This window comes from Halothiobacillus sp. (genome assembly GCF_027346185.1).
Lineage (GTDB): Bacteria > Pseudomonadota > Gammaproteobacteria > Halothiobacillales > Halothiobacillaceae > Halothiobacillus.
Map to the genome: position 1 here is coordinate 1 of NZ_DAIESY010000135.1, position 22928 is coordinate 22928.

The window sequence follows — 22928 nt, forward strand, 5'->3', positions numbered from 1 at the left end:
CGCCAGCTGCGCGATACGCTGCAATCGGACAGCGGGCTGCCGCCAGCTTAATGCGCAGCAGGCGCAAGCCCGCGTTCAGTAGGTTTTTCGAGGTGCCCTTAAATCACTTTCGAGAAACGCTGTAATCCTTCTGGGTTGAGATATTCGTCGAACGCCATGCATATATTGCGAATCAGCAGGCGGCCTCGGGGCAGTACTTCGAGATGGTTATTATCGAGATGGAGCAACTCGTCGGCCACCATTGGCTGGAGTTCAGATAGGGCTTCGACAAAGTGGGACGCAAACGAAATGCCGAATTTCTGTTCCACCTGGGCGAAATCGAGCCGGAAATGGCTGATGATTTCACTGATGACATAGCGGCGCAGCTGGTCTTCATCGGTGAGCACATAGCCGCGCTCGATGGGGAGCCGACCGGCACTGACGGCCTCGTGATAGGCAACCAGATCCTTGGTGTTCTGACTGAACGCGCCACCAACCTGACTGATCGACGACACGCCCACGGCCACCATGTCGCATTCGGCATGGGTGGAATACCCCTGAAAATTGCGGTGCAGTGTGCCGTTGCGTTGCGAGATGGCCAGCGGGTCGTCCGGTTTGGCGAAGTGATCCATACCGATCAGCACGTAACCGGCTTCCTGCAACCTTTCGATGCTGCCGCCCAGAATGCGCAGCTTTTCGGCGGCGTTTGGCAGGTCTTCGGTATGGATGCGCCGCTGCGGTTTGAAACGGGTCGGCAGGTGCGCGTAGTTGAAAATCGACAGCCGATCCGGCGCCATTGCGATCACGGTATCGAGCGTGCGCATGAATGAATCACGGCTCTGGTGGGGCAGGCCGTAAATCAAATCCAGGCTCACGCCATGAAATCCTTCCGCGCGGGCGGCATCCACCACTTCCTTGGTTTCGGCATAACTTTGAATGCGGTTGACCGCTTCCTGCACCCGCTCATCGAAATCCTGCACGCCCAGGCTGATGCGGTTGAAGCCGAGGTCGCGCAGCACGGCAATCGTTCCGGCATCGGCTTCGCGCGGGTCGATTTCGATGGAATATTCGCCCGTATCATCGGTTTTCAGTGCGAAATGCCGCCCCGTGGCGGCCATGATCTCGCGCATCTGTTCATCGGATAAAAAGGTCGGCGTGCCGCCGCCCCAATGAAGCTGGTCTACGGCGCGACCTTCACCGAAGAGCTTGCCCTGCAATGCCAGTTCCAGAACCACATCGTCCACGTAAGGTTGGGCGCGAGCGCGATCCTTGGTTACGACCTTGTTGCAGGCGCAGTAATAGCACACCGTGTCGCAGAAGGGGATGTGGGTGTATATCGATAGCGGGCCGCCTGCCGCGTTGGAACGAGCCGCTGCCGCCCGGTAGTGTGATTCGTCGAATTGATCGTGAAACTGCACGGCCGTGGGGTAGGAGGTATAGCGCGGGCCGGATTTGTCGTAGCGGCGAATCAGGTCGGGGTCGAAAAGTCCGGTGGAAGCGGTCTGCGTCATGGTCATCATGTTCTCAAAACTACAGCAAGAAGGGCCTTCGGATGTGCCTAGTTAAGCAATCGCATACAATAGCCGATTTGGCGCATCAATTCGCCTGAGTATTTTTCTCGGAAAATTTCGAGCAGCGCCGGTCGGTTCGAGTTGATGAAGGTCTTCATCAAATTAAAACGGAGTAAGCATCTGTGGTGATTGGCGATTTATTGCGCGGTCTAGATTATTTCGGCACGGTCGTGTTTGCCATTTCTGGTGCGCTGGTTGCGGCACGCAGGGGGATGGACCTGATGGGTTTTGCCATTCTGGCAACGGTGACGGGGATTGGCGGCGGCACACTGCGCGATCTTATTCTGGCGCGCCCCGTGTTTTGGGTTGTCCATTGGGAATATATCGTGATGTGCGTGCTGACGGCTATCGCCACGTTCTACTTTGTGCACCATGTCCGTCGGCGCTTTTCCTGGCTGCTCTGGGCGGATGCGGTGGGTTTGGCCGCGTTCAGTGTGTTGGGTGTGCAGATTGCCCTGAGTGCAGGAACCAATCCGTTCATCGCCATCATCATGGGCATGATGACCGCCGCGTTCGGTGGTTTGATCCGTGATGTGCTGGCGGGCGAGCCCCCTTTGTTGTTACACCGGGAAATCTACGCCAGCGCTGCGCTGTTGGGTGGTGTGGTTTATGCGTTGTTTGGCGTGGTTTTGCATCAGCCCGTCTGGGCACTGATTCTCGGATTTGTTGTGGCCTTGGTCGTCCGCGCGCTGGGCATCGTCTATCATTGGCATCTGCCCACGGCACGTAGCGCCTGAAACCTGCCCTTCAAGAAGCCAGGTTAGCGTACGTTCTTTTCTGTCGTTTTTTTCAACATCCCTATCGTTTAAATTGAGATTTAATGACTCCTGCTGTCGAAATACACAACCTCACCAAAACCTATGCTGGCGGCGCCGAGGCGCTCAAAGGCATTGATTTGACCATCGAACCGGGCGATTTTTTTGCCCTGCTCGGACCGAACGGCGCGGGGAAATCCACCACCATCGGCGTGCTGTGCTCGTTGGTGAACAAAACCAGTGGCGTGGTGAAGGTGTTCGGTCATGATCTCGACCAGGAACGTAACTGGGTCAAGATGCAGATTGGCATCGTGCCGCAGGAATTCAACTTCAACCAGTTCGAGCCGGTGGAAGAGGTGGTCATCAATCAGGGCGGGTTTTATGGCCTTACACGCAAGAAGGCCCGCGAGCGCAGCGATCATCTGCTCAAGCAGCTTGGATTGTGGGAGAAGCGCAAGGCCATGTCGCGCCAGCTTTCCGGCGGCATGAAACGCCGTTTGATGATTGCCCGTGCGCTGGTGCACGAGCCACGCCTGTTGATTCTCGATGAGCCCACCGCCGGGGTCGATATCGAGTTGCGTCGCGGCATGTGGCAGTTTCTGACCGAAATCAACGCGGCGGGAACCACCATCATTCTGACCACGCATTATCTGGAGGAAGCCGAGCAGCTCTGCCGCAACATCGCCATCATCAACGAAGGGCGTATCATCGAAAACACCAACATGCGGCGGCTGCTTGACACCGTAGCGCAGGAAACCTTCGTGCTGTATTGCGATGCACCGGTGGCGTCGCTGCCGATATTGCCTGCGCTGGATGCGCGTCTCACCGAGAGCGATGTGATCGAAGTGGTGCTCTCCAAGGACCAATCGCTTTCGGAGGTATTTGACGTGCTGCGCGGCCACGGTATCGAAGTCAAACGCATGAAAAACAAGAACAACCGGCTTGAAGAACTGTTTTTGAAACTGGTACAAAACAGTACGGAGCGGACAGCATGAACCCGCAAAAAGAATTACCGATCTCAGGTGAATTTCCACCCTCATCCGGCGGCATGACTGGCCGTCAGATGTTCAATGCTTTTTTGATGCTGACGGTACGCGAAGTGTTGCGTTTCGGCCGCATCTGGGTGCAAACGATCCTGCCGCCGATGATTATGACCTCGTTGTATTTTGTCGTCTTCGGGCACCTGATCGGTCCGCGCGTCGGGGAAATCGACGGTGTGCCCTACATCAACTATCTCGTACCCGGCCTGATCCTGATGTCGGTAATCACGCAGAGTTATGCCAATGTGGTCTCATCGTTTTACGGCGCTAAATTTGCGCGACACGTTGAGGAGTTGCTCGTTTCACCCATGCCGCATTGGCTCATCATTCTGGGTTATCTTGCCGGGGGCGTTGCGCGTGGGCTGTCGGTGGGTGCGGCGGTCACCGTGGTGGCCTTGTTCTTCGCCGATTTGCAGGTGTATGACGTGCTTGCCCTGTTGCTCGTGGCCTTGCTCACTTCGATACTGTTCTCTCTCGGCGGCATGATCAACGCGATCTACGCCAGCAGTTTCGATCACATTTCCATCGTGCCGACCTTCGTCCTGACCCCGCTGACCTACCTCGGCGGCGTATTCTATTCCATCCACATGCTGCCGCCGTTCTGGCAGCAGGTGTCTTTGTTCAACCCGATTCTCTACATCATCAACGGCTTTCGTTATGCCATGCTCGGTATCAGCGACGTGCCGGTCTACACCACCTACCTGATTCTGGTGGTAACGATCGTAATCCTGTTCGCCTATACCCTGCGATTATTCCGCAAGGGCATCGGAATGCGAGGCTGAATATGAAACCCGGTCAACTCGAACTGCTGGCCCCCGCACGTGATGCGGACATCGGCATCGAAGCCATCAACCACGGCGCCGATGCGGTGTATATCGGCGGGCCCGGTTTCGGCGCACGCAAAAGCGCGGATAACGACGTGGCCGATATCGCCCGTCTGGTCGACTATGCACACCGCTTTCATGCACGCGTTCACGTCACTTTGAACACCATCCTGCGGGATGACGAACTCGAACCGGCCCGCAAGCTGGCGCACCAACTCTATGATGCGGGCGTCGATTCGCTCATTATTCAGGACATGGGCCTGCTCGAACTCGACCTGCCGCCCATCCAGCTTCACGCCAGTACGCAATGCGATATCCGCACCCCCGCGAAAGCACGTTTCCTGCAGGATGCGGGCCTGTCGCAACTGGTACTGGCGCGTGAGCTGAGCCTGGAGCAGATCAAAGCCATTCGTTTTGCTACCACCGTGCCCTTGGAATTTTTCATCCACGGCGCGTTGTGTGTGGCGTATTCAGGCCAGTGCTTCATTTCAGAGGCGCATACCGGGCGCAGCGCCAACCGGGGCGAATGCAATCAGGCTTGCCGCCTGCCGTATGAAGTGCGCGACGCCGAGGGCCGCATCATCGCTCACGAAAAGCATGTGCTGTCGATGAAAGACAACGATCAGAGCGCCAACCTTGCCGCGCTGATCGATGCGGGCATCCAGAGCTTCAAGATCGAAGGCCGTTACAAGGACATGGGCTATGTGAAAAACATCACTGCCCATTACCGCTCTTTGCTGGATGGCATCCTCGAACAGCGCCCGGAGTTGAGCCACACGTCCAGTGGGCACAGCACGTTTTATTTCACGCCCGATCCGGCGCAAAACTTCAACCGCGACGCGACCGACTATTTCGTGCAGGGTCGCAAGGAAGACATCGGCGCGTTCGACTCGCCCAAGAATCCCGGCCGCCGGATTGGCTGGGTGAACAAAATCGGCAAAGATACCGTCGAGATCGAAACCGATGCCGACACGTTGCTCAATAATGGCGACGGCCTGTGCTATTTCGACCTGCACAAAGAACTGGTCGGCATGGCGATCAATACCGCCGAGAAAATAGCGGCTGGCCGCTGGCGGGTTGTGCCCAAGGATCCGATTACCGAGCTGCGTCATCTGAAAGTCGGCACCGAACTCAACCGCAACCGCGACATGAACTGGCAGCGGCTTATGGACAAGAAATCCGCAGAGCGCCGCATCGATGTGCGCCTGCGGTTGGATGAAACCCCTGATGGCCTTGCGCTGAATCTGATCGACGAAGACGGTTGCAGCGCCACAGTAAAACTCGCCATCGCCAAGGAACTGGCCAAGGACGCATCCCGCAGCGAGGCCAGTCTGCGCGAGAACCTTTCCAAGCTGGGCACCACAATCTTTAATCCCGTGGACATTGTGCTCAATCTCAGCCAGCCCTGGTTCGTGCCCGCCTCGCTCGTTAACAACCTGCGCCGGGAAGGCATCGAGGCCCTTGAGGCCGCACGCAAGACCATGTTGCGACGTCTGCCGCGTGCCAAACCGGTGGAACCGCCGGTGCCCTATCCCGAAGACACCCTTAGCTACCTTGCCAATGTGTTCAACCACAAGGCACGTGACTTCTACGCCAAACACGGCGTCAAATTGATCGAAGCCGCCTTCGAAGCACACGAGGAAGAGGGCGAAGTCTCGCTGATGATTACCAAGCACTGCGTACGTTATTCACTCAGCCTCTGCCCCAAACAAACCCGCGGCGTCACCGGCGTGCACGGCACCATCAAGGCCGAACCGCTCGAACTGATCAACGGCAGCGAAAAACTCAAACTGGTGTTCGACTGCAAACCCTGCGAAATGCACGTCGTCGGCAAACTCAAGCGTGGCGTGGCACAATCCAAGGTTAAGGAAATTCAGGCCGTGCCGATCCAGTTTTACAAGGCGCGTCCGTCCGTTTAATCTCATAGATAAACCTGAGCACAGTTCAGGTATTTGTGATTCTTCATAGAGCCTTTGTCGGCCTAGCAGCTAGGCCTGCATGCTGACGGCTCTACCTTGAAGTTTCCGAATATTGCTTCAAATCAAACACGCTCATGGAGCCCACAATGCCAGATCAAAAAGGAATCATGTTTCCTGATGGGGTAAGGCAGGTCACTTGCAAAGATTGCATTGACGGCCAATTCACTATTCCAATATCCATGGCCTTCCAGCCGATCGTCAACACCGCGACCAAGCGTGTATACGCCTACGAGGCGCTGGTTCGGGGGATTGCCGGGGAACCTGCGCTGTCGGTGCTGAGCCAGATCAATAGCGATAATCGCTATTTTTTCGACCAGGCGGCACGGGTTACCGCAATCCGCCTGGCATCTGAGTTGGGTTTTTCCTCAAAAGATCCGGACACCAAGCTCAGTATCAATTTCATGCCGAACGCGGTTTATCGCGCTTCAACTTGTATCCGTGCAACGCTTGAGGCCGCTCGTCTTTATGACCTGGATCCGAAGCGACTGATTTTTGAAATTGCCGAGGCGGATCAGATTGTTGATCGAAAACATCTGATGGACATCATCGAGGTCTATCGCACACAAGGCTTTACCATCGCGCTTGATGATTTTGGTGAAGGATATGCTGGCTTGAATCACCTGATCGAGATTCGGCCGGATGTGATCAAGCTGGATTTGAATCTGATCCGCAATATTGACCATGATGCGGGTCGGCAAGCGGTGGTGCGTGCAACGGTGAGCATGTGCAAGGAATTGAGTATCGGCGTAGTCGCAGAAGGTGTTGAAACGCTTGAAGAATGGTCGTGCCTCGAAGACTTGGGCGTTTTCTTGCATCAGGGGTATCTATTCTCGAGGCCAGTATTTGAGGCGTTGCCTGAGCCCCAGTATCCCGCCTGAAGCTTGGAGCTTGGACAGGCATGCCAGCATGTCGCGCCAAACACACTCGATGGTCATTAATTATCTTTTGCCGACGAGTTGGAACGTCTGGCGAAATACATTTCCTTTGCTGATCAGTATTGCATCCCTACGCACTTCGGTACTATTCACGCGGCTGTTCAAGCGCCTGTGAGATCAGTTTCAGGATGTTTGTCGCCAGATAAGCTTCCGATTGCGTTTCTGTGCTGCCGCCGGGCAGATAGGGGCGCATCGGGTTAATCTGAAAGTGGAAAATCACGAGGCCGATCAGGCTCGTGGTGAGGAAGTGCGGATCGCAGGTGGGGTTGATGGCCAGAAAGATGTCATGCAGGGCATGACAGGTTTCGGCCATGACGACGTTCACGAGAAACCTGTATCGATCTTCGTCCTGCTCGATCAGTTCGCGCATGAACAATTGACGGAACATGGGTTGTTCATTCAGGTGGTGGCAGATCAGTCGAATGAAGTTGCCGAGCTTCTCTTCTGCGGGTTTCTCACCCTTCAGGCAGCCTATCAGACTGGCGCCGTGTTCTTCAAACACAAAGCTCAGGGTTTCCTGATACAGCGTCTTCTTGTCGGCGAAGTGGTTGTAGAGCGATGGCGCCTTGATCTGACAGGCGCCAGCGATATCGCGCATGGTGATCGCATCGAACCCCCGTGCTGCGAAAAGTTCGGCTGCGGTCGAAAGTATGGTGTCCCGAGTGCTGCTCAACCTGTTTGGTCCTGTTTCTTGTTTCTGATGGCATCCCAGTCGATGTTGTTGCAGGCGTAGCAGGGTGTTTCGATCAGGCGGAGCCGTACCAGCAACGAGTGGATTTTACATCCAAGGCAGAAACCCATCACCGCTTCCAGCCAGATCATGGCCAGGCAGACCCAAACCAGCGCAACCGGAATTTGGTAGGGGATGTAGTTGACTGTTGTCGGTAGAATGTGATGCGCAAAGAGCGTGTTGACCCATCTGGCAAATACATCGGGATTGAAGAACACGAGACAGAAGCTCGCCAGGAACAGGCCGAGCCCCCAGGCAAAGCGCTTGGGTGCCAGCGGTTTCCACACGGGCGTTTGGTTACGTGTCAGGAACGCGGCCAGTTGAATAGTCGGAGAAAAGCGCGAACTCCAGACGGTCATGCTGACCAGCAGTTCGAATAACGCATAGATCAGCACGAGCGTCTGCGGGGTGTAGTCGATGATGCGCATCTTCATGTCCCCCGAATAGATGATGTTCGACGCCGCATCCAGGTCGTAGGTGTCTTTCACCGTTGACGGATCAACGATCCAGGGTGAAGTGTAGAACACGTAAAAGAAGGTCAGCACCATGAAGAACGGGATGAACATCATGATGCCGGCCCGGATGCGCACGGCATTCTCGTTGATGAACAGATCGGGTTCGCTGGTGTCTCTGAACCATGTTTTCTTGAATGTGCTCATTGCGCGCTCCTGTTCTTTTGCACGGAACCCGAAACGGGTTTGCTGAAAAATGTGTTGATGATCATGGAGACGCTGTAGGCCTCACTATGGTTCCATGGCATCAGTGACATGAAGCGGGCAAGGAAGCAGTAATCGAGCAGCACCATGGCACTGGTGCCGAGAATGACGGGGTAGATCAACCAGGCCATGGGGTGCCAGAGCGCCAGCAACAGAAGCAGCAGATAGGCAATGCGGACTTGGGTGGCAAAGCCGCGAATGGATCGTTCTTCCGCGTAGAAATGCACGACCTGAACGGCGGTGAGGCCAATGGCCAGCATCAGGCCGGTGTGCCCGAAGATGGCTTCAATGATGAGAAGCACGTCCGTGATGAACCAGTAAATCCAGATCTTGTTCGGTATGCGCATGATATCTCTCCCCTGAAATCGTTTTTCTTTGGCTAACTAACGTTCGTTAGTTTCACGTAAAGCGCTTCCGATTGTCAATGGGTAGGCTGTCCGCTGATTCTTGATCTTTCATTTTCGGGCGATACTGTTCTTCCGCATACATCGCCGTGCTGTGTTGTCGGCCGGATTGTCCCGGTTTGCCATAAGGAGTGTTTATGTCCGATTTGAATGACCCGCGTGTCTTTTTTGCCGCCGAACGCACCTTGATGGCGTGGAACCGTACCGGTTTGACGCTGATGGCTTTCGGTTTTGTGATCGAGCGATTCGATCTGTTCGTCACGATGCTGGCTCGGCTGCCCCAGAAACCACTGGATCATGGCTTGTCGTTCTGGATCGGCATGGCGTTTATCTGCCTGGGGGCCGCATCGAGTGCCCTAGCCGTCGTGCAATACCGCAAGGTGTTGCACACACTGAATCCGAACGAGGTGCCTCAAGGCTACTGGGTCAATATGGGCGTGCTGACAAATCTGGCCGTGGCGGTGCTGGGATTTATGTTGACTGCCTATCTTTTTACCAGTCATCCGGTCGGTTAATCGGGTGAGGTTCTGTTTCTTTCTCTCCAACTTTTTTATCTGGCTCGACTACGGATATGATGAAAAGACGTCCATCCCGGTAGAAAGGCACCCCTTCTCATGCAATTGAATCAACAAACTGATTACGCATTGCGCGTCCTGCTGTTACTTGCCGAGCAGGAATCTGTTGAGCCTCAACACCTGTACACAATCAAGGAAATTGCCGAGTTTCATCAAATATCTCGAAACCACCTGATGAAGATTGTTAACTCCCTGGCAGAGCAAGGGTATGTGCAATCACAGCGTGGGAGAAATGGGGGGGTGAAGCTGGGTAGGTCAAGCAAGGACATCAATATTGGCGAGGTCGTGCGCGGCATGGAAAACAGTTGGGCTCTGGTCGATTGTTTTTCACCGACGGGATCCCATTGTCGGATTCAGGGCCGATGCCGATTGCAGCCTGTACTCCAGCAAGCGCTTCATGCGTTCTGGAGTACATTGGATCAGTTCAGTCTTGCGGATGTTTCAACTCGTCCTGTCATACCAGGCAGGTTGTAGTCACGCGGCTCCTGACATCGTTACGATCTTCTTTGCTGGAATGTTAGGAGCCGATTCGCGGTGCTTTATGCGGCGCTTTGCATGGTCGTTGCGATCAGTGTGTATGCTTCTGTCCATGCTCCTTTTACCTCGGGTGTGAAGGCCGGGCCTAGTCCTTTTTCAAGGGCCCACAAGAGAGCGGCCCCCACCGTGGCATATTGGTGATTCTGTACACCGTAGCCTTTGTGGCGTTTCCCCATGTCCTGCAGAATCGGCACCATCGGTTCGAGTCGGTCGAGGGCGTTTACAACCGTGTTGATGGATATCATGAGCTTTTTGCCTTGCTCTGCCATGTCGTCTTTGAACATGGGTTTAACGCTGGGGTCGAGCTCGAATAGTTTGTTGTAAAAAAGTTCGGCGGCTTGTTCCTTGATGGGTACAACTTGCGCCCATGTGCTTCGAACCAGGTCTTTTTGCTGGGGGGTCATAATGATTCTCCGAGTCAAAGTCGTTTGTGGGATGCTCTCGTGCCCTGTCGATCAGCAATGGGGCAACGTGCATGGCACATCCCGGCGACTGAGCACCGGGATGAATTGATAACAGCAGGAAACAGGCCAATTTATAATATGTATCTGAAATACATATTTAATGCGGGTAGTCGTGTGGTCGTGGTATTTGCTCAGATGAATTCCTGCTTCATAAAAGGGAGTTCATTGCAGTGATCGCCCAAGCGTAGTGCATTGTTTGATCGGGCTCGTAGGGGAAAAGCAGGTTCGGTACTGTGTTGTTATTCCGCGTATTGCGTTTTCAGCGGGTCATGAATTATCATATTGAATAATGTAACTTTATTCAAGAGTAAAGATTAGTGGACTCATCTAACCGTTCATCACCTAAAAAAACACGCGTTTGCGATTCCAACGGGCATGGTGGTGCGCGTTCCGGGGCGGGGCGGCCCAAGGGTCAGGGGCGTTGGGGCGAGCCCACGGTGCCGGTTCGGGTGCCGCAAAGCCGGGTGGCGGTGGTCAAGGCTTTGCTGGATACACTGCCCGCGTTACCCGCCCTGAATGGCAATGACCAAAAACTCCCAAATCAAGTGGGTGAGGTACCAGTCATTGCTCGGGCGAGGGCCAGTAAGGAGCCGCTTTCACCGGATGCCTGGTCCGATGTGCTGGCCGCATCGGGGTTGATTCCGCGGCAGCCGGCCACTGTGTCGCCCGTGTTGACGTTGCCCCTGTTCGGTTATCGGATTGCGGCGGGGTTTCCGTCTCCGGCGGATGATTATGTCGAGGAGCGCATCGACCTGAATCGGCATTTGATCCGGCACAAGGAAGCCACGTTCTTTCTGCGCGTGCAGGGGGATTCGATGATCAATGCCGGAATTCACGATGGCGATATGCTGATCGTTGATCGGGCTATCGAGCCGGTATCGGGCAAGATCGTGATTGCGGCGCTGGATGGAGAGCTCACGGTCAAGCGGCTATCGACTATCGGCGGCGTGGTGCGTCTGCTGCCGGAAAACCCGGATTACCCGGTGATCGAGATCGGTGCGGAGCAGGAGTTGGTGATCTGGGGTGTGGTGATTCATGTCATCCATGCGCTGGGCTGAGAAAATGCCGGTTTCAGTATCTCCCCGATTGGACAGTACGCGGCGCAAGCCGGTATTTGCACTGGTCGATGGCAATAATTTCTATGTATCTTGCGAGCGGGTGTTCAATCCGGCGCTCGAGGGGCGTCCGGTCGTGGTGTTGTCGAATAACGATGGCTGTGCCGTCGCCCGTTCGGCAGAAGCCAAGGCGCTGGGGATTGCGATGGGGCAACCATGGTTCCAGATTCAGTCGATGGCGCAGTCGCATGGTCTGGTCGCCCTGTCGTCGAACTATGAGCTCTACGCGGACATGAGTAACCGCATGATGCGGATCCTGGCCGATTTTTCTCCCCGTCAGGAAGTCTATTCGATCGATGAATGCTTTTTGGATTTACGGGGGATGGATGTCGATCTGACGTTATTGGGGCACAGGATGCGCCAGCGTGTCGCACAGTGGATTGGTATTCCGGTCGGAATCGGGATTGGAGAATCCAAGACGCTGGCGAAGCTGGCCAATCATTTGGCGAAAAAACAGCCGCAGTGGCAGGGCGTGTGTGACTTGACCGCGCTGGAGGAATCGGCGCAGGATCGTTTGATGGCTTGTGTCGATGTCGGTGATGTCTGGGGTGTCGGGCGGCGCTTGAAAGAGCAGCTCAACGCGCGGGGTATTGTTACCGCGCTGGATCTGAAACGCGCCGATCCGGTGATTGTTCAGCGGCAATTTTCGGTTGTATTGGCGCGCACGGTACGCGAGCTTCAGGGTATTTCCTGCCTGCCGCTGGAATCGGTGGTGGCGCCCAGGCAACAAATCATCGTCAGTCGCTCATTTGGCAAACCGGTGTGGTATCTACCCGAACTGCGTCAAGCCATCACGGCGCACATGAGCCGCGCGGCCGAAAAGCTCAGAGCGCAAGCCAGCGTAACGCAGATGGTGCAGGTCTTTATTCGCACCAGTCCATTCAGTGCTCGGCCTTTTTATAGCCAGGGCATCACACTGCCCTTGGCTGCGGCCAGCGATGATACCCGCTTGCTGGTTAAAATCGCCCAGCAGGGGCTGGGGCGAATCTATCGAGCAGGTTTCGAATATCAGAAGGTCGGCGTGGTGCTGATCGACATCCAGCCCAAAGGGCAGGGCGCGCGGACGGATTTATTCCACAATGCACAACACGACCGGCGCACAGACCAACTAATGCAAACACTCGACGCGATCAATGCCCGAATGGGCAAGCATACGCTGAAACTAGCCGGGGAAGGGTTCGCACAGCCTTGGGCCATGAAGCGCAATCGGCACACACCGGCCTATACGACTGATATTCGGCAATTGGCGCGGGTGGTGGCAATGTGAATTTTGGCTATCTACCGCCCGGTACCTCTCTGCATGAATTGGAGGCTCGGTCAGTTGGTGGTTTCGATCTCATGCAATGGTTTGCAGAAGGAGGTAACCCGGTAACAGCCACCACCCATCTGCTTGGATTCGTACATGGCCTTGTCGGCGGCAGCAATTAAACACTCCGGTTCACATTTACCGCAACACAAGGCGATACCAATTGAGACGCCGAGGTTGCACTCAACGTCTTGAATTTTTAGCGGTTCGGTAACCATCTGGATGCATTTGTCTGCGATTTTTCCGATACCATGATCCGGTTCTTCAGCCAGATCAGTTGCCAAGAGGATGAATTCGTCGCCTCCGATACGAGCCAGTGTATCCACTTCCCGTACAACAGAGGAAAGCCGTCTGGCTATTACGCGTAAGACCTCGTCGCCAGCGTCATGCCCCATCGTATCGTTGATCTGTTTGAAGCCATCGAGATCCAGGAACAGGACGGCTAGTCTTGATTGATTCCGCTTCGAGCGCGCCAGCGCCTGCCGCAAGCGATCCACTAACAAACTGCGATTGGGTAGTCCCGTCAGTGCGTCGTGATAAGCCATATGCCGAAGTGCGTTCTGACTACTGGCCAGCTTGGATATCAGCTTGTTGAATGCCGCAGTCAGGTGCCCGACTTCATCATTACGGACGACGGGTAACTCCTGGAGCGGCATTTCTTCCCTTGCCATTTTTTCGGCTTTGTCTGCTGCTTGAAACAGGGGCCGCAATATCCACGTCACAAACAACCCAATGGCAGGAAGGGCAATGGCAATGGTAAGCAGCAGATGCCAGAACAAATAGGATTTGGTTTGATCAACGGCGGCAAGCGCGACCGATGTGGGTACACGGGCAATAATGAACCAGTTCGTATTGGATATGGACGCAATCGCTGCGATTTCCTCGATGCCCTTGCTGTGCGTTATGCCACTACCTCGAAAGCCATTCAACGCGCGGTCAAGAAATGGATCGACTCCTGATGCAGGGGCTGGTTCCAGCGCGGCGATGGGGCCGCTGAAATCAACGATCAGCTTGCTTTTTGGTGCGATCAGACTGAAATTACTCGCATCTTTGTGTTGTCCCTTACTCAGAAAATCAAGAAATCCCGGAGATGGTAGCGCTGTTAGGCCGATCATGATGGCGCGAATGTTTCCATTATCGTCTTTAACAGGGACGCCCATTGGAATCAGTATCTTATGTGTCAGCGTGCCAACGGTTGGATTTCCAATCCCTGATTCCCCCTTCATTACGCGACGGAAGTCTGCATTTTGCGCCAAAGACAAGCCAGACCGCCCAGGTACCGAGGGGTAGTCGGTAATCACGGTGCCATCAGGATCTGTAACCAGCAACCCCAGTGAAAACAGCGGCAGCAATTCGGCGCGTTCCTTCAACCAGTTATGCAAACGTACAGGTTCCTGCACGAGATCAAGTGGCATCGTCATGGCGACCCGTTTTAGAAATGCGAGTCGATCCTCCAGCTTGTCATCAATATTCTGTGCGACGGCTTCTGCCAGAGAAGCTTGTTGGGCGGTCGTAATCTGAATGAGATTATCGCGAATATATCCCGCAAGAGCGAAATAACGCGTTACCGTGCCGATCAGGACGAGGAGTATCCCGAACACGATGATGCGTGCCACTAGACTGTTGGCACATCGGGAAATACTCATGCAGGTATACATCCTTGGATTGTTTGTGAACAGCGGTGGTTGAAATAACTCTACCCGAATAGCTTATTAACCACAGCAAGTATAAGCCCATGGTTATTGAGCTGCGAACTTCTTGGAATGCTTATAGCCCTCTGGATCAAAGGTGACGTTTTTAAAATAACGTTTGAGTCGATTTTCGTATTTTGTTTTCGGATATGTTGATTGATATGTAATAAAAAATGCCTGCTTTCGCAGGCACTTATGAATGAATCGGGTCTTTTACCAGACTGACAGGGTGATATTCACCTCATGTCAGGCAAAGCCTGAGTCAGGCGTGCTCAGTGTTTGACGGCCCCTTCGGCACCGATACCGGTTTCCGAACGCACATATTGGGCGTGGAAGCGGGCTCGTTCTTCGGCGGCACGTGCGCTGTTGTCGGTGATCGAGAAGAACCACGCGAAGACAAACGCCACCGGCATCGAGAACAGGGCAGGATAAGCGTACGGCATGATCGCTTTAGAGTAGCCGAGCACATCCACCCATACGCTCTTGGAGAGAATAACCAGAATGACAGCCGTCAACAGCCCGCCCAGCCCGCCCATGACGGCGCCACGTGTGGTGAGATTTTTCCAGTAGATTGCCAGGAAAAGAATCGGGAAGTTAGCCGAGGCCGCAATCGCGAAAGCCAGTCCCACCATGAAGGCGATGTTCTGCTTCTCGAAGGCAATACCGAGGAAGATGGCCAGAATGCCCAGGGTGATGGTGGCATAGCGTGAAACGCGCATCTCGGTTTTTTCATCCACACGACCGTGGCGGAAGGCACTGGCATACAAGTCGTGTGAAACCGCAGAGGCACCGGCCAGTGTCAGACCGGATACAACGGCAAGAATAGTGGCAAACGCAACCGCAGAGATAAAGCCCAGAAAGATGTTGCCGCCGATGGCGTGTGACAAGTGGATGGCCGCCATGTTATCGCCGCCGATCAGTTTATGTGCCGCATCGAGGTAGGCCGGATTGGTGGAAACCATGATGATGGCACCAAAACCGATGATGAATGTCAGTACATAGAAATAACCGATAAAGCCCGTGGCGACAAACACGGATTTACGTGCTTCTTTGGCGTTGGTTACGGTGAAAAAACGCATCAGAATGTGCGGCAATCCAGCCACACCGAACATCAGCGCCAAGCCAAGTGAAATGGCGGAAATCGGATCGTGGATCAAGCTGCCCGGCGCCATGATGGCATCATGCTTCGGGCTGATTTCGATGGCCTTGGTGAACATCGCGTTGAAATCGAAACCGAAGGCATACAGCACGGACAAAGCCATAAAGGTAGCGCCGGAGAGCAGCAGCGCAGCCTTGATGATCTGCACCCAGGTGGTCGCGAGCATGCCGCCCAGCGTGACGTACAGAATCATCAGCACGCCGACGATCACTACCGCATAGTTGTAGGGCAGGCCGAACAGGATTTCGATCAGTTTACCCGCACCGACCATCTGGGCAATGAGGTACATCGCCACCACAATCAAGGATGAAATGGCAGCCACTGTGCGGGTAGGGATTTGCGACAGACGATAGGAAGCGACATCGGCAAAAGTATATTTACCGAGGTTGCGCAGCTTTTCCGCCAGCAGAAACAGCATGATCGGCCAGCCGACCAAAAAGCCGATGGAATAGATCAGGCCATCGAAACCGTTGGCGTACACCAGACCTGCGATACCGAGGAAGGATGCGGCAGACATGTAATCGCCCGCCAGAGCCAGACCATTCTGGAAGCCGGTGATATTACCGCCAGCCGCATAGAAGTCTTTGGTGGTGCGTGTACGTTGCGCGGCCCACCAGGTGATGAACAGGGTCAGTACCACGAAAATCACGAACATACTGACGGCAGGTACATTGATTGATTTTTGTGCGGCATCCGCGGCGAAGGCGCCGGTAGAGAATAAAGTCGCTGTTGCCAGGGCTGCAAGGCCAGCCAACATGAGCAGTGGGTTTTTCATTCGTGTGATTCCTTGATCTTGGCTGTGATCTCATCGAACTGTGCGTTCGCCTTGTGCACGTACAGTCCGGTCATCACAAAGGAAAAAATGATGATCAGAAAGCCTGCAGCAATACCTACGGAAATAGTCGATCCGGCAGAGATTTTTGTTGCCAGTAACTGCGGGTTATAGGCAATCAGCAAAATGAAGGTGAAATACACCACGATGATGATGAAGGCCATCATCCAGCCATACCCCGTACGGCGTTTGATCAGGTGTTGGAAATCGGGATCGCTGGCGATCCGTTCGGCTAAGTCTGCTTTCATGAGGCTCCCCAATTCAATTTTTGTTTGTTTTGCCAGCCCGACTCTTCATGGTTTTTGACTGGCATTTCTCCCGCCCAGCGTTGGCGAGATGAGGTTGCAAACCCTGTGTTTGGAGTCCTTTCCTCCAAGGGTGCGTGATTATACGCACAAGTTTGGGGCGTAGAAGGTGTTGAATGGAAAATCAGAGAAGCTCTGAATAATTCCATCTTGGAATCTTCAGAGGGCGAAAATCAAAAATTGAGATAATTGGAGTCAGAACAAAATTAAGCCCGTTTAGCAACCCCCAGGTTTCCTTCCCCCGACGCTTTGTTTCTTCGGTCCGACGTCCGGTCAATCGAGCCACTTCTTCCCTGAATCGCTGATTGCCCAAAGCCCTATTCTGGTTGGTTGCCGATCGTATGGCGTCTGTTTGCTTGGGATCAATATGTGCCTGAAACAGGCTACAGTTACGCACCCAATCTTTCTTCATGCGTCGCACCTAGGATTTCGTCGGCGCGCTTGGATGCTGTTCACGCAGATCGGGCAGAAATAGCGCAATCACGCCGATCAAGGGTAAAAAGCTGCAATAGAAAATCAGGGTTTCGATACCGAAGTGATCGGCAAACTGACCAAGTAGGGCAGCCCCGATACCCGCCGTGCCGAAGGCGAAACCGAAGAACAGCCCGGACACGGCGCCGATCCGGTTCGGGAATAACTCTTGTGCATACACCACCATGGCAGGGAAGGCCGACGCCAGCACGAAACCGATAACCAGCAGCAGGATCGATTGCGCTTCCAGCCCCATGTGCGGCAGCATCAATGTGAAGGGCGCAACCCCCAGAATCGACAACCAGATGACGCGCTGACGACCGATGCGATCACCGATCGGCCCGCCAAGCATCGTGCCCGCAGCCACGGCAAACAGCAAAATGAACAAATGCAGTTGCGCGGATTGCACCGGCAGGTCGAAGCGGTGCATCAGGTAGAACGTCATGTAGTTGTTCATGCTGGCTAAGTACAGGAACTTGGAGAACATCAACGTCAGCAGGCCAACCAGGATCCACAAACGCAGCGAACGGGACAGATCGACCGGCGGCAGATGGCGTGCGGTTTTGGGTTTGCGGTGTTGAACGGTCGCCCAGCGCCCCACGAAAAAAAGCACCACCATTGCCAATAAGGCCGCTGCGCTGAACCAGGAGATGCTGACCTGCCCATGCGGAATGACGATCAGCGCGGCCAGAAGTGGGCCTGCCGCCGTGCCCCCGTTGCCACCCACCTGAAAGATGGACTGGGCCAGACCGGGCCGTTTCCCCGATGCCATGCGCGCCACGCGTGAGGACTCTGGATGGAAAATCGATGAGCCGATGCCCACCATCGCCGCGCCCGCGAGCAAAAAGCCATAACTCGGGGCAAACGCCAGGGTGATCAATCCACTGAAGGTAAAGCCCATGCCGAGCACCAGCGAATAGGGCATCGGTCGGCGGTCAAACGCCTGACCGATCAACGGTTGCAGGATGGAGGCCGTCAACTGGAAACACAGGGTGATCAGCCCGATCTGGGCAAAACTCAAGTCAAAATTGCTTTTGAACAGCGGATAAATCGAGATCATCAGCGACTGCATCAGATCATTGAGGAAATGCGAAACGCTGATGGCGCCGAGGACGCGGTATTGCGTTTCCACCGGTGCCGCTGGTGACACAGGCTGGGGGGTATCGGTCAGGGTTGTAGACATGGGGTGCTCGATGTGAGGCAGAAGAAAAGTGTGCTGGTGCTGATTCTAGCAGCCGGTCCACGGTTTGTTTGGCTGGAGTTTTTTGCACTTGGTCAGTGAAACCGTCTTGTCCCTCATAGGGCGGGCGAGATCAAAATAAGGGTAATTGGCCCTGCTGTTTTTTTTTGGGCGTTTTGCATTCAGCGGTTTTATTTAATCCTGATTTTCTGCTGCCGTGCTTATGCACAATTCGTTGAGCCCATTGTTTGTGATGGGGGTTGGTTTTTCGCAGCTGGAATATTTTCTCGGCGGCAGCCTTGCGTGATCGGGCTTCGTCAACAATTGGCGCTGGGTAATCAGGGGGTGGATTCGGGGCTAGCCAGGGTGTGTGGATTAATTTTTCATCCAAATGAGCCAGTTCGGGCACCCAGCGACGGATGAACGTTCCATCGGGGTCTTGGTCGATGCTTTGTTTTATCGGGTTGTAGATGCGAATGGCATTGATCCCGGTGGTACCCGATTGCATTTGCACCTGACTGTAATGTATGCCCGGTTCGTAATCGGTAAACAACTGGGCAAGATGTAGGGCGGGTGGGCGCCAATGAAGCCAAAGGTGGTAACTGGCAAAACTCATGACCATTGCACGCATCCGAAAATTCAACCAGCCCGTGGCATGCAATGCGCGCATACAGGCATCCACCATCGGGTACCCCGTTTTTCCCGCCTTCCATGCTTCAAAGTAGGCGGTATTAAATGTCTGTTCGCGCAAGCCGTCGTAGGCCGGGTGCAAATTTTCAAATTCGAGCCGCGGTTCATCCTCCAATTTCTGGATAAAGTGACAATGCCAGCGGAGCCTGCCTGAAAAGGAACGCAGAGCTCTGAGCCATTGGCCGCGTTCGGCAGCGGGTAGTGCTTTAATCGCATGGGCACGGCGCTGTGTCGCCTGAAAGACTTCTCGGATGGACACGGTGCCAAAGGCAAGATGGGCCGACAAGCGGGAACATTGTTCAAAGGCGGTAATCGGCGAGGACATCCCTCGGCTGTAGTTTTCTCCCCGTGCAAAAAGAAAGCTTTTCAGCAGTTCAATGGCCTGCGAACGGCCACCGATTTGCCATTGTGTGCCGTCCCCGTCGAAGGCTAGCGCCAAGTCACTGGCCGAAGGCCAAGGGTCGCTCGTTTCATTGATTGAGATTATATTTTGCGGCACAGGGAAAACCGGCTGCTGCATTTGCCGCTGCCAGCGGGCCGCCCAACCGTTGCGATCCCGAAGTCGTCGTATCACACCATGTTGCATCGGCTCATGCCATGGGATTGCCTGAGCTTGGCACCATGCCCTGACATCCCGATCTCGGGCGTAGGTATGATCATTGCCTGTTTCTTGATGCGACCATAGCCCGTGAATCGGTTGTTTTTGCTGAATTTGGGCCAGTACATCGATCGCCTCGCCCACACGGATCACGAAATGCTGGTTTAATTTTTGCGCCGCGCGACGAAGCTCCTCGATACATTGGGTCAAGAATCGATAATGCCGGGCACTCATATCCGGTTGTCGCCATAGGCTGGGTTCGAGAATATACAACAGCAAAACCGGTCTATCGGCCGCCGCCTGTACCAAGGCGGCATGATCATGCAGGCGCAAATCCCGTTTGAACCAAACCACGTTCATAAGCGCAACATTTCTTGCTTTTGTTTATGTTTTGTCACCCTGCATGTGACGCGTTGACGCCATAAGCGAAAGCTTGAGGGTTTGAGTTGCGCACGCATCAATCGGACGGTTTGAGCTTCGCTCAGACCGGTGAGATTTTCGATATCTTCGAAAGCGACATGATCGCGCCATGCCATTTCGATGATTTCGCTGATGATTTCCGGGCGCAACTTCATGGTTGTATCTCGTGGCCGTCCCAGCCGAAAAATCGACCAGATTGTTCCGGCGTTAATTGATCGAGTACAGAAAGCAAATGCCCCGCTGATTGATCGGGAGTAAACAACTTGTGGGCTGGCACATTGTTTTGAAAAGGCTTCAACAGGGCCGTATCTACGGTGCCCGGCTCCAACGCCACGACAACCGCTTGTTTGTTACGGCGTGCCACCTCGATGGCAGCGGTTCGAATCAACATATTCAAAGCGGCTTTAGATGCACGATAGGCATACCAGCCACCGAGCCGGTTATCTGAAATACTCCCCACGCGCGCAGATAACACCACAAAATAAGCGGGCGCCTGTCGGTTCAATTTTGGCAAAAAGTGCTTAGCGATCAGGGCGGGGATGATGGTATTTATTTCAAAAACATGTTCAAAATTAGCAGCAGATAATTGACCCAAGGCTTTTTCAGGAGCGACTTGGTCATCATGCAAAATGCCATTGGCGATCAATATAAAATCAAGCGGCTCGGTTTGCGTGACTCGTTCAGCGGCCGCGGCAAGGGCCGATTCGTCCAGATAATCGATTGGGTTATCGCCTTGGCGAGAAAATGCGTGCACTGTCGCTTTGGGAAATCGTTCGGACAACCGGTTAACCATAGCCTGAGCCACCGCACTTGAGGCACCAAACACCGCGATATTTTTAGCTTTTAGGCTCATTTGGTCTAATCAAAGAAAAATAAAAATGAGTATAGAAAAGAAAATTTGTTTGGCAGGGATTGATATGGCTTGGGTGAGCGATCGCAACCCCACAGCCATTGCGATTGGTCAAATCCATGAGCAGCAACTGCTGGTGACTGCCATACACACCCAGCGATATGGCATCGCACAAATCATCGAATCGCTGGAATCGGCGCCCGATTTAACAGGCGTGGCCATCGATGCACCAACCATCATCACCAATCAAGGCGGTGCGCGCGCATGCGAGATGGCCCTGAACAGGGTGTATGGACGGCGCAAGGCCGGTTGTCACCCAACGAATCTGGCGCGTTTTCCCTATGCCGATAGCGTAGCCTTGGCGAATTGGCTGGAACAAGAAGGGTTCGAACACGCCAATCCGATGGCCACACGTTGGCAAATCGAGTGCTATCCGCATCCGGCGTTGATTGAGATTTTTGGCCTACCCGAGCGTCATCGTTATAAAAAAGGTACGGTACAAGAACGCAAAGAAGGACAGGTCGCGCTTGCGGATATGCTTTTACGGCTCAAAAGATCAACTGTACTGAGTTTGCAGGTTGCCGCTGACCTGAACTATTTTTTTGACGCTGAACATATATACCATCTGCGCGGAGCCGCACTGAAACACAATGAAGATGTACTCGACGCCATTATTTGCTTGTATATCGCAGGCCTTTTTGCGTGTCTAAGCTCGGGGACTCTATTTGGCGACGCGAAAGCTGGCTATATTTATGTGCCGCAGCGATTGGCAATACTTGAGGCTGAGAGTTGACCAGTCGTGTGCTTTTGGACTCAATCATGTCCTCGCAAAATGAATCATCCCGTTGCGATTCAGTTCCTCATATGAACCGGGTTACGGCTTGGATTGAGCCGATCGCCTGTTCGCTTCAAAAGAGCGACAGGCCAGCAGACGGCATGAGTTCGACCAGCTCTGCCAAGCATTAGACATCAAACATCGCCTGACCAAACCCAAGCCCCCCAAACCAACGGTATGGTGGTACTCGAGATCCAAACCCCGAAGGGGCTTGCGGCAGGGATGCCGCAAGGGAACGAGAGGAAGGACCAGCGCTTCAATAACCGGATTGCCGACATTCTTAAGACCAACCACTTCATCAGCGACGAAGATATGGCGCAAACTCTGATGCGTTATGTATACCTGTACAACCACCAGTTGCCCCAGTCGGCGCTGCACAGTCGAACGCCCGTCCAAGCCATGAAAGATTGCTATCAAACCCATCCGAATCTGTTTGTTAAAAGACCTTATAACCGTCTGGGATGTGACACATAATCAATCCCAATCTTGATGAATTAAAAAGTGGAATCAGTGAGCCGTTGCGCAAAGCCGGCGATGATTGACGCGTCATCCGCGCGACCAAAAAACACACCGCGAACTTGCGAGGCGTGCACCAGCAGCCGAATAAAATCGCTTAATTCTTTGGCATTCGGCGGCGTTGGGTTCATCCAAAAATCATCGAGGATTTGGGTATCCACCAAGCCCGGTACATCATAAACACAAGCACCCAGAACTTTAACGGCGCAGCCCATGTGTGCAGTGCTTGCAGCCCTGATGTGCTATTGACCCTCACCACGCCCCGGCTCATCCCGACGGTCATGCTGATGAAATTGCGTACCAAACCGATCGGCAGGCACCTCGGTCACGAGATCGCGCCCAGCCAGTAAGGCATCCCACAACTGCGTTTGATCAGAAAGCTGACCGGGCAGACGGTGCGCTATACCAATAATCGCGATAGGCGAACCACTTTTGCCGCGAGGAGAAGCCG

General features: G+C 54.1%; 25 protein-coding genes and 1 pseudogene. 11 read left to right on the top strand and 15 right to left on the bottom strand.

What is annotated here, in order from left to right:
• Window positions 1–98: 98 nt before the first annotated feature.
• Complete coding sequence (hemN, locus tag M7R55_RS09600; RefSeq protein WP_298220192.1) at window positions 99–1490, bottom strand: oxygen-independent coproporphyrinogen III oxidase; 1392 nt, start codon at window positions 1488–1490, stop codon at window positions 99–101.
• Window positions 1491–1672: 182 nt separating this feature from the next.
• Here hemN and M7R55_RS09605 point away from each other — a divergent pair, with 182 nt between their 5' ends.
• From M7R55_RS09605 to M7R55_RS09625, 5 genes are all read left to right on the top strand, one after another.
• A complete protein-coding gene (locus tag M7R55_RS09605) occupies window positions 1673–2287 on the top strand; it encodes a trimeric intracellular cation channel family protein (RefSeq protein ID WP_298220193.1) in 615 nt (204 codons plus the stop codon).
• 83 nt (window positions 2288–2370) lie between these two features.
• Entirely contained in the window at window positions 2371–3300 is a 930-nt protein-coding gene (locus tag M7R55_RS09610; protein WP_298220194.1) for an ABC transporter ATP-binding protein, read from the top strand.
• A 53-nt stretch (window positions 3301–3353) separates the two neighbouring features.
• Window positions 3354–4127 carry an ABC transporter permease gene (locus tag M7R55_RS09615; protein WP_298220216.1) on the top strand — a complete coding sequence of 258 codons (774 nt, stop codon included), beginning with the start codon at window positions 3354–3356 and terminating at the stop codon, window positions 4125–4127.
• Window positions 4128–4129: 2 nt separating this feature from the next.
• Window positions 4130–6088, top strand: a complete 1959-nt coding sequence (locus tag M7R55_RS09620) for a U32 family peptidase (protein WP_298220195.1) — start codon at window positions 4130–4132, stop codon at window positions 6086–6088.
• Between the two features lie 146 nt (window positions 6089–6234).
• Complete coding sequence (locus M7R55_RS09625; protein WP_298220196.1) at window positions 6235–7026, top strand: EAL domain-containing protein; 792 nt, start codon at window positions 6235–6237, stop codon at window positions 7024–7026.
• Between the two features lie 142 nt (window positions 7027–7168).
• On the opposite strand, the gene M7R55_RS09630 is transcribed toward M7R55_RS09625, so the two are convergent.
• The 3 genes from M7R55_RS09630 to M7R55_RS09640 are packed head-to-tail and all read right to left on the bottom strand — an operon-like array spanning window position 7169 to window position 8876.
• Entirely contained in the window at window positions 7169–7756 is a 588-nt protein-coding gene (locus M7R55_RS09630; RefSeq protein ID WP_298220197.1) for a TetR/AcrR family transcriptional regulator, read from the bottom strand.
• Complete coding sequence (locus M7R55_RS09635) at window positions 7753–8472, bottom strand: DUF4395 domain-containing protein (RefSeq protein ID WP_298220198.1); 720 nt, start codon at window positions 8470–8472, stop codon at window positions 7753–7755. The genes M7R55_RS09630 and M7R55_RS09635 overlap by 4 nt, the downstream gene beginning before the upstream one ends.
• Complete coding sequence (locus tag M7R55_RS09640; protein ID WP_298220199.1) at window positions 8469–8876, bottom strand: hypothetical protein; 408 nt, start codon at window positions 8874–8876, stop codon at window positions 8469–8471. The genes M7R55_RS09635 and M7R55_RS09640 overlap by 4 nt, the downstream gene beginning before the upstream one ends.
• A gap of 194 nt (window positions 8877–9070) precedes the next feature.
• Here M7R55_RS09640 and M7R55_RS09645 point away from each other — a divergent pair, with 194 nt between their 5' ends.
• Both M7R55_RS09645 and M7R55_RS09650 read left to right on the top strand, forming a co-directional pair.
• The gene (locus M7R55_RS09645; protein WP_298220200.1) at window positions 9071–9448 is read left to right on the top strand and encodes a DUF202 domain-containing protein; all 378 of its coding nucleotides are present in this window, start codon (window positions 9071–9073) and stop codon (window positions 9446–9448) included.
• A gap of 99 nt (window positions 9449–9547) precedes the next feature.
• Entirely contained in the window at window positions 9548–9982 is a 435-nt protein-coding gene (locus M7R55_RS09650; protein ID WP_298220201.1) for an Rrf2 family transcriptional regulator, read from the top strand.
• Window positions 9983–10047: 65 nt separating this feature from the next.
• Here M7R55_RS09650 and M7R55_RS09655 read toward each other — a convergent pair whose 3' ends face one another.
• Complete coding sequence (locus M7R55_RS09655; protein WP_298220202.1) at window positions 10048–10449, bottom strand: globin family protein; 402 nt, start codon at window positions 10447–10449, stop codon at window positions 10048–10050.
• A 680-nt stretch (window positions 10450–11129) separates the two neighbouring features.
• On the opposite strand from M7R55_RS09655, the gene umuD reads away from it, so the two are divergent.
• Both umuD and M7R55_RS09665 read left to right on the top strand, forming a co-directional pair.
• Window positions 11130–11567: a translesion error-prone DNA polymerase V autoproteolytic subunit gene (umuD, locus tag M7R55_RS12285; protein ID WP_366881181.1), complete on the top strand. Its 438-nt coding sequence runs from the start codon at window positions 11130–11132 to the stop codon at window positions 11565–11567.
• Window positions 11545–12891, top strand: coding sequence for a Y-family DNA polymerase (locus tag M7R55_RS09665; protein WP_298220204.1), 1347 nt, complete (start codon window positions 11545–11547; stop codon window positions 12889–12891). Before umuD ends, M7R55_RS09665 begins: the two co-directional genes overlap by 23 nt.
• A 50-nt stretch (window positions 12892–12941) precedes the next feature.
• Here M7R55_RS09665 and M7R55_RS09670 read toward each other — a convergent pair whose 3' ends face one another.
• From M7R55_RS09670 to M7R55_RS09705, 8 genes are all read right to left on the bottom strand, one after another.
• Window positions 12942–14576: a GGDEF domain-containing protein gene (locus tag M7R55_RS09670; RefSeq protein ID WP_298220205.1), complete on the bottom strand. Its 1635-nt coding sequence runs from the start codon at window positions 14574–14576 to the stop codon at window positions 12942–12944.
• A 317-nt stretch (window positions 14577–14893) separates the two neighbouring features.
• Window positions 14894–16555 carry a cation acetate symporter gene (locus tag M7R55_RS09675; RefSeq protein WP_298220206.1) on the bottom strand — a complete coding sequence of 554 codons (1662 nt, stop codon included), beginning with the start codon at window positions 16553–16555 and terminating at the stop codon, window positions 14894–14896.
• Window positions 16552–16860, bottom strand: coding sequence for a DUF485 domain-containing protein (locus tag M7R55_RS09680; protein ID WP_298220207.1), 309 nt, complete (start codon window positions 16858–16860; stop codon window positions 16552–16554). The genes M7R55_RS09675 and M7R55_RS09680 overlap by 4 nt, the downstream gene beginning before the upstream one ends.
• Window positions 16861–17041: 181 nt before the next feature.
• Entirely contained in the window at window positions 17042–17329 is a 288-nt protein-coding gene (locus M7R55_RS09685; RefSeq protein ID WP_298220208.1) for a hypothetical protein, read from the bottom strand.
• Window positions 17330–17338: 9 nt separating this feature from the next.
• Window positions 17339–18571, bottom strand: a complete 1233-nt coding sequence (locus M7R55_RS09690; RefSeq protein WP_298220209.1) for an MFS transporter — start codon at window positions 18569–18571, stop codon at window positions 17339–17341.
• 130 nt (window positions 18572–18701) lie between these two features.
• Window positions 18702–20216, bottom strand: coding sequence for an FAD-binding domain-containing protein (locus M7R55_RS09695; protein ID WP_298220210.1), 1515 nt, complete (start codon window positions 20214–20216; stop codon window positions 18702–18704).
• Window positions 20213–20431 carry a TIGR03643 family protein gene (locus tag M7R55_RS09700; protein ID WP_298220211.1) on the bottom strand — a complete coding sequence of 73 codons (219 nt, stop codon included), beginning with the start codon at window positions 20429–20431 and terminating at the stop codon, window positions 20213–20215. The genes M7R55_RS09695 and M7R55_RS09700 overlap by 4 nt, the downstream gene beginning before the upstream one ends.
• Entirely contained in the window at window positions 20428–21129 is a 702-nt protein-coding gene (locus tag M7R55_RS09705; protein WP_298220212.1) for an SDR family NAD(P)-dependent oxidoreductase, read from the bottom strand. Before M7R55_RS09705 ends, M7R55_RS09700 begins: the two co-directional genes overlap by 4 nt.
• 25 nt (window positions 21130–21154) lie before the next feature.
• Here M7R55_RS09705 and M7R55_RS09710 point away from each other — a divergent pair, with 25 nt between their 5' ends.
• On the top strand, window positions 21155–21919 hold the full coding sequence (locus M7R55_RS09710; protein WP_298220213.1) for a DUF429 domain-containing protein: 765 nt from the start codon (window positions 21155–21157) through the stop codon (window positions 21917–21919).
• Between the two features lie 100 nt (window positions 21920–22019).
• A pseudogene (locus M7R55_RS09715) lies at window positions 22020–22435 on the top strand (hypothetical protein); the annotation flags it as partial.
• A 20-nt stretch (window positions 22436–22455) separates the two neighbouring features.
• On the opposite strand, the gene M7R55_RS09720 reads toward M7R55_RS09715, so the two are convergent.
• Together M7R55_RS09720 and M7R55_RS09725 are read right to left on the bottom strand one after the other, a co-directional pair.
• The gene (locus tag M7R55_RS09720; RefSeq protein ID WP_298220214.1) at window positions 22456–22692 is read right to left on the bottom strand and encodes a hypothetical protein; all 237 of its coding nucleotides are present in this window, start codon (window positions 22690–22692) and stop codon (window positions 22456–22458) included.
• Window positions 22693–22719: 27 nt separating this feature from the next.
• A partial coding sequence (locus M7R55_RS09725; protein WP_298220215.1) for a beta-ketoacyl synthase N-terminal-like domain-containing protein occupies window positions 22720–22928 on the bottom strand: 209 nt, incomplete at its 5' end.

What these genes read in the sequence shown, in the direction of transcription:
- M7R55_RS09665 (WP_298220204.1), top strand. Translation starts at nt 11,545, where the DNA reads ATGTCATCCATGCGCTGGGCTGAGAAAATGCCGGTTTCAGTATCTCCC.
- M7R55_RS09700 (WP_298220211.1), bottom strand. Translation starts at nt 20,431, where the DNA reads ATGAAGTTGCGCCCGGAAATCATCAGCGAAATCATCGAAATGGCATGG.
- M7R55_RS09710 (WP_298220213.1), top strand. Translation starts at nt 21,155, where the DNA reads ATGAGTATAGAAAAGAAAATTTGTTTGGCAGGGATTGATATGGCTTGG.
- M7R55_RS09705 (WP_298220212.1), bottom strand. Translation starts at nt 21,129, where the DNA reads ATGAGCCTAAAAGCTAAAAATATCGCGGTGTTTGGTGCCTCAAGTGCG.
- M7R55_RS09610 (WP_298220194.1), top strand. Translation starts at nt 2,371, where the DNA reads ATGACTCCTGCTGTCGAAATACACAACCTCACCAAAACCTATGCTGGC.
- M7R55_RS09640 (WP_298220199.1), bottom strand. Translation starts at nt 8,876, where the DNA reads ATGCGCATACCGAACAAGATCTGGATTTACTGGTTCATCACGGACGTG.
- M7R55_RS09695 (WP_298220210.1), bottom strand. Translation starts at nt 20,216, where the DNA reads ATGAACGTGGTTTGGTTCAAACGGGATTTGCGCCTGCATGATCATGCC.
- M7R55_RS09655 (WP_298220202.1), bottom strand. Translation starts at nt 10,449, where the DNA reads ATGACCCCCCAGCAAAAAGACCTGGTTCGAAGCACATGGGCGCAAGTT.
- M7R55_RS09625 (WP_298220196.1), top strand. Translation starts at nt 6,235, where the DNA reads ATGCCAGATCAAAAAGGAATCATGTTTCCTGATGGGGTAAGGCAGGTC.
- M7R55_RS09680 (WP_298220207.1), bottom strand. Translation starts at nt 16,860, where the DNA reads ATGAAAGCAGACTTAGCCGAACGGATCGCCAGCGATCCCGATTTCCAA.
- M7R55_RS09615 (WP_298220216.1), top strand. Translation starts at nt 3,354, where the DNA reads ATGACTGGCCGTCAGATGTTCAATGCTTTTTTGATGCTGACGGTACGC.
- M7R55_RS09650 (WP_298220201.1), top strand. Translation starts at nt 9,548, where the DNA reads ATGCAATTGAATCAACAAACTGATTACGCATTGCGCGTCCTGCTGTTA.
- M7R55_RS09645 (WP_298220200.1), top strand. Translation starts at nt 9,071, where the DNA reads ATGTCCGATTTGAATGACCCGCGTGTCTTTTTTGCCGCCGAACGCACC.
- M7R55_RS09675 (WP_298220206.1), bottom strand. Translation starts at nt 16,555, where the DNA reads ATGAAAAACCCACTGCTCATGTTGGCTGGCCTTGCAGCCCTGGCAACA.
- M7R55_RS09635 (WP_298220198.1), bottom strand. Translation starts at nt 8,472, where the DNA reads ATGAGCACATTCAAGAAAACATGGTTCAGAGACACCAGCGAACCCGAT.
- M7R55_RS09620 (WP_298220195.1), top strand. Translation starts at nt 4,130, where the DNA reads ATGAAACCCGGTCAACTCGAACTGCTGGCCCCCGCACGTGATGCGGAC.
- M7R55_RS09670 (WP_298220205.1), bottom strand. Translation starts at nt 14,576, where the DNA reads ATGAGTATTTCCCGATGTGCCAACAGTCTAGTGGCACGCATCATCGTG.
- M7R55_RS09685 (WP_298220208.1), bottom strand. Translation starts at nt 17,329, where the DNA reads ATGAAGAAAGATTGGGTGCGTAACTGTAGCCTGTTTCAGGCACATATT.
- M7R55_RS09690 (WP_298220209.1), bottom strand. Translation starts at nt 18,571, where the DNA reads ATGTCTACAACCCTGACCGATACCCCCCAGCCTGTGTCACCAGCGGCA.
- hemN (WP_298220192.1), bottom strand. Translation starts at nt 1,490, where the DNA reads ATGACGCAGACCGCTTCCACCGGACTTTTCGACCCCGACCTGATTCGC.
- M7R55_RS09720 (WP_298220214.1), bottom strand. Translation starts at nt 22,692, where the DNA reads ATGGGCTGCGCCGTTAAAGTTCTGGGTGCTTGTGTTTATGATGTACCG.